The organism is Oleiphilus sp. HI0132 (genome assembly GCF_001635845.1).
Genome location: NZ_LWGJ01000700.1, coordinates 1 through 5,944 on the forward strand (window position 1 = coordinate 1; position 5,944 = coordinate 5,944).

Here is a 5,944-nt window from a genome sequence, read left to right on the forward strand (position 1 = left end):
ATCAGCTCTATATAATGCGCACCTCCTTAAGACGAACCGCTTCGAAAGCGGCGAAGTTTGAAGGAGATAGAGGATAAATTAAGTGATTAAAATCAGTAATTTNTCTTCGCTTGTTAAAGGTTTTGGTTTTCGGTTTTGAATTTAAATTTCTTCGAAAACAAATTAAAAAAAATCGTTGACAAGCAAATGAGACGCTGTAGAATACTCGCCTCGCTTGAGGGATCTCAAGCAAGCTCTTTAAAAAATTAACCAAGCAATTCGTGTGGGCGCTGGCTGAGATGATTTCACGATAAAGCACTCTGATCTAACTTGTTAGAGAGGATGTTGCTTAAGAAATTATCAAGTCAACGACCTGTACAATTTATTTGAACAGTAAGTAACTTGAGCAAGTATATGAAGCTTTTGCTTCGACTAGATTGAACTGAAGAGTTTGATCATGGCTCAGATTGAACGCTGGCGGCAGGCTTAACACATGCAAGTCGAGCGGTAACAGAGATAGCTTGCTATCTGCTGACGAGCGGCGGACGGGTGAGTAACGCGTAGAAAACTGCCCAGTAGTGGGGGATAGCCCAGAGAAATTTGGATTAATACCGCATACGCCCTACGGGGGAAAGGGGGCTTCGGCTCTCGCTATTGGATGTGTCTGCGTGGGATTAGCTAGTTGGTGAGGTAAGGGCTCACCAAGGCGACGATCCCTAGCTGGTCTGAGAGGATGATCAGCCACACTGGAACTGAGACACGGTCCAGACTCCTACGGGAGGCAGCAGTGGGGAATATTGCACAATGGGCGCAAGCCTGATGCAGCCATGCCGCGTGTGTGAAGAAGGCTTTCGGGTTGTAAAGCACTTTCAGCGAGGAGGAAGGCTAAGTAGTTAATACCTGCTTAGATTGACGTTACTCGCAGAAGAAGCACCGGCTAACTCCGTGCCAGCAGCCGCGGTAATACGGAGGGTGCAAGCGTTAATCGGAATTACTGGGCGTAAAGCGCGCGTAGGCGGCTTGTTAAGCTAGATGTGAAAGCCCCGGGCTCAACCTGGGAACTGCATTTAGAACTGACTCGCTAGAGTACAGTAGAGGGTGGTGGAATTTCCAGTGTAGCGGTGAAATGCGTAGAGATTGGAAGGAACATCAGTGGCGAAGGCGGCCACCTGGACTGATACTGACGCTGAGGTGCGAAAGCGTGGGGAGCAAACAGGATTAGATACCCTGGTAGTCCACGCCGTAAACGATGTCTACTAGCCGTTGGGGAGCTTGATTCCTTAGTGGCGCAGCTAACGCACTAAGTAGACCGCCTGGGGAGTACGGTCGCAAGATTAAAACTCAAATGAATTGACGGGGGCCCGCACAAGCGGTGGAGCATGTGGTTTAATTCGATGCAACGCGAAGAACCTTACCTGGTCTTGACATCCTGCGAACTTTCTAGAGATAGATTGGTGCCTTCGGGAACGCAGTGACAGGTGCTGCATGGCTGTCGTCAGCTCGTGTTGTGAAATGTTGGGTTAAGTCCCGTAACGAGCGCAACCCTTATCCTTATTTGCCAGCACTTCGGGTGGGAACTCTAAGGAGACTGCCGGTGACAAACCGGAGGAAGGTGGGGACGACGTCAAGTCATCATGGCCCTTACGACCAGGGCTACACACGTGCTACAATGGTAAATACAAAGGGACGCTAAGCCGCGAGGTGGAGCTAATCCCAGAAAATTTATCGTAGTCCGGATTGGAGTCTGCAACTCGACTCCATGAAGTCGGAATCGCTAGTAATCGTGGATCAGAATGCCACGGTGAATACGTTCCCGGGCCTTGTACACACCGCCCGTCACACCATGGGAGTGGATTGCACCAGAAGTAGTTAGTCTAACCTTCGGGGGGACGATTACCACGGTGTGGTTCATGACTGGGGTGAAGTCGTAACAAGGTAGCCCTAGGGGAACCTGGGGCTGGATCACCTCCTTAAACGAATCGTGATCGTTTCGGTCAGAGTTCACACGAATTGCTTGGTTATAGAATTAAAGAGAGCGTAAGGGCAATAGGCCCTATAGCATCTTACTGAGAGGTAATTTGCGCAGAAGGCCTGTAGCTCAGGTGGTTAGAGCGCACCCCTGATAAGGGTGAGGTCGGCAGTTCAAGTCTGCCCAGGCCTACCAGATTTCAGTTACTCATCGTTAAATGATTACTCGCATAGCAGGCTATGCTTCGCAGTCATTTGCATAGATTAACTAAAATCTACGATTTTTTGAGTCTGACTTTAATGAACGTTAAAGCAGAGGATAAAATGCTCTGGGATTGGGGCTATAGCTCAGCTGGGAGAGCGCCTGCCTTGCACGCAGGAGGTCTGCGGTTCGATCCCGCATAGCTCCACCAATTTCCAAAATTGAAATGATTATAAATAAGTGTATTTGCTTGGTTTAAGTTTGAATTAAGTAAAGTGTATTTATTTCTAATCATGCGATTAGAAGCTCTTTAACAATTAGGTAAGTAATAGTAGACGTTGTTTTATGTTGTGGTGACATAATGCAACTCATTGCTAAGTGATTAGATTATTCACATATCAGCGAATAATTTAATCATGGATAACGAAAGAAATGAGATTCATATCAAGCGTTATCCGGCGAAAACGTTACGAATGGTCATATATATAGCTTAAGTACTAAGATGGTAAAAGGTCGTCTTAGAAGACTGCTTCGGGTTATATAGTTAAGTGACTAAGCGCATACGGTGGATGCCTTGGCAGTCAGAGGCGATGAAGGACGTAGTAACCTGCGATAAGCGTTGGTAAGCTGGTAAACAAGCTTTGACCCAACGATTTCCGAATGGGGAAACCCATCTAACATAAGTTAGATATCTTGCACTGAATACATAGGTGTAAGAAGCAAACCCGGAGAACTGAAACATCTAAGTACCCGGAGGAAAAGAAATCAACCGAGATTCCCTTAGTAGCGGCGAGCGAACGGGGATTAGCCGATGATTATTGAATTAGTGGAACGCTCTGGGAAGTGCGGCCATAGTGGGTGATAGCCCCGTACACGAAGATTCAATAGTCACATATTAAGTAGGACGGGACACGTGTTATCTTGTCTGAAGATGGGGGGACCATCCTCCAAGGCTAAATACTCCTGACTGACCGATAGTGAACCAGTACCGTGAGGGAAAGGCGAAAAGAACCCCTGTGAGGGGAGTGAAATAGATCCTGAAACCGTATGCGTACAAGCAGTGGGAGCAGACTTGTTCTGTGACTGCGTACCTTTTGTATAATGGGTCAGCGACTTAATTTTAGTAGCAAGGTTAACCGTATAGGGGAGCCGTAGGGAAACCGAGTCTTAATAGGGCGTTTAGTTGCTGGGATTAGACCCGAAACCGAGTGATCTAGCCATGAGCAGGTTGAAGATCAGGTAACACTGATTGGAGGACCGAACCCACTTATGTTGAAAAATGAGGGGATGACTTGTGGCTAGGAGTGAAAGGCTAATCAAACTCGGAGATAGCTGGTTCTCCTCGAAAGCTATTTAGGTAGCGCCTCGTGTATCACCCTGGGGGGTAGAGCACTGTTTGGGCTAGGGGGTCATCCCGACTTACCAACCCCATGCAAACTCCGAATACCCAGGAGTGCGATCACGGGAGACACACGGCGGGTGCTAACGTCCGTCGTGGAGAGGGCAACAACCCAGACCGCCAGCTAAGGTCCCAAAGTTACAGTTAAGTGGGAAACGATGTGGGAAGGCTTAGACAGCTAGGAGGTTGGCTTAGAAGCAGCCATCCTTTAAAGAAAGCGTAATAGCTCACTAGTCGAGTCGGCCTGCGCGGAAGATTTAACGGGGCTCAAACTGTACACCGAAGCTGCGGATATCTTTTAGATATGGTAGAGGAGCGTTCTGTAAGCTGATGAAGCTCAATTGAGAAGTTGGGTGGAGGTATCAGAAGTGCGAATGCTGACATGAGTAACGACAAAGGGGGTGAAAAACCCCCTCGCCGGAAGACCAAGGGTTCCTGCGCAACGTTAATCGGCGCAGGGTGAGTCGGCCCCTAAGGCGAGGCTGAGAAGCGTAGTCGATGGGAAACAGGTTAATATTCCTGTACTTGTATATATTGCGATGGGGAGACGGAGAAAGCTAAACCAGCATGGCGACGGTTGTCCATGTTTAAGGTTGTAGGCTGAGGACTTAGGCAAATCCGGGTCCTTAAGGCTGAGAACTGATGACGAGATCTCTTTTAGAGATTGAAGTGGTTGATGCTCTGCTTCCAGGAAAAACCTCTAAGCTTCAGATATATAGGAACCGTACCCCAAACCGACACAGGTGGTCAGGTAGAGAATACCAAGGCGCTTGAGAGAACTCGGGTGAAGGAACTAGGCAAAATGGTACCGTAACTTCGGGAGAAGGTACGCCGATTTTGGTGATCAGACTTGCTCTGTAAGCTGAGGTCGGCCGAAGATACCAGTTGGCTGCGACTGTTTATTAAAAACACAGTACTCTGCAAACACGAAAGTGGACGTATAGGGTATGACACCTGCCCGGTGCCGGAAGGTTAATTGATGGGGTTAGCGTATGCGAAGCTCTTGATCGAAGCCCCGGTAAACGGCGGCCGTAACTATAACGGTCCTAAGGTAGCGAAATTCCTTGTCGGGTAAGTTCCGACCTGCACGAATGGTGTAACGATGGCCAAGCTGTCTCCACCCGAGACTCAGTGAAATTGAAATCGCTGTTAAGATGCAGCGTATCCGCGGCTAGACGGAAAGACCCCGTGAACCTTTACTATAGCTTCACAGTGAACTTTGAACCTATTTGTGTAGGATAGGTGGGAGGCTTTGAAACCAGGTCGCTAGATCTGGTGGAGCCATCCTTGAAATACCACCCTGGTATGTTTGAGGTTCTAACTCGGGTCCCTTATCGGGATCGAGGACACTGTGTGGTGGGTAGTTTGACTGGGGCGGTCTCCTCCCAAAGAGTAACGGAGGAGCACGAAGGTGCGCTAAGCATGGTCGGACATCATGCGGTTAGTGTAATGGCATAAGCGCGCTTAACTGCGAGACAGACACGTCGAGCAGGTACGAAAGTAGGTCATAGTGATCCGGTGGTTCTGTATGGAAGGGCCATCGCTCAACGGATAAAAGGTACTCCGGGGATAACAGGCTGATACCGCCCAAGAGTTCACATCGACGGCGGTGTTTGGCACCTCGATGTCGGCTCATCACATCCTGGGGCTGAAGCCGGTCCCAAGGGTATGGCTGTTCGCCATTTAAAGTGGTACGCGAGCTGGGTTTAGAACGTCGTGAGACAGTTCGGTCCCTATCTGCCGTGGACGTTGGAAAATTGAGAAGAGCTGCTCCTAGTACGAGAGGACCGGAGTGGACGAACCCCTGGTGTTCGGGTTGTGTCGCCAGACGCATTGCCCGGTAGCTACGTTCGGACAGGATAACCGCTGAAAGCATCTAAGCGGGAAGCCCCCTTCAAGATAAGTTTTCCCTGGGAATTTAATTCCCCTAAAGAGCCGTTAAAGACTATGACGTTGATAGGCTGGGTGTGTAAGTGCGGTAACGTATTGAGCTAACCAGTACTAATTGCTCGTGAGGCTTAACTATATAACGCCCAAGTGGTTTTATAGTGAATGATTATTCGTACAACGACGGGTAACGCAAATTGGATATGAGTCTTCGTTAGACAGCAGAGATTAAATTAGCTATTACTTGCTATTGTTAAAGACGCAGAATTAAGTGTTGTTGATCAAGTATCAGCAACCGAAGTTTTGCCTGACGACCATAGAGCTTTGGAACCACCTGATCCCATCCCGAACTCAGAAGTGAAACGAAGCATCGCCGATGGTAGTGTGGGAGGTCCCATGTGAGAGTAGGTCATCGTCAGGCTTCTATTAGAAACCCCAGTAGGTCGTCCTACTGGGGTTTTTTATTGTCTGGTGAAAAGGCAAATTTAGAAAAAATATGAAAAAACCTT

At 48.4% G+C, this 5,944-nt stretch carries 2 tRNA genes and 3 rRNA genes; all 5 read left to right on the forward strand.

Annotation, left to right across the window (positions count from 1 at the left end):
* The first annotated feature begins 418 nt into the window (after window positions 1-418).
* Window positions 419-1,952, forward strand: a 16S ribosomal RNA gene (locus A3766_RS08325).
* Window positions 1,953-2,066: 114 nt separating this feature from the next.
* Window positions 2,067-2,143: transfer RNA gene (locus A3766_RS08330), tRNA-Ile, on the forward strand.
* A 141-nt stretch (window positions 2,144-2,284) separates the two neighbouring features.
* Window positions 2,285-2,360 (forward strand) — tRNA-Ala (locus tag A3766_RS08335).
* Window positions 2,361-2,691: 331 nt separating this feature from the next.
* Window positions 2,692-5,574, forward strand: a 23S ribosomal RNA gene (locus tag A3766_RS08340).
* Between the two features lie 167 nt (window positions 5,575-5,741).
* Window positions 5,742-5,856 (forward strand): 5S ribosomal RNA (rrf, locus tag A3766_RS08345).
* The 16S, 23S and 5S rRNA genes sit together here with 2 tRNA genes alongside, the layout of an rRNA operon.
* The last annotated feature ends 88 nt before the right edge of the window (window positions 5,857-5,944 follow it).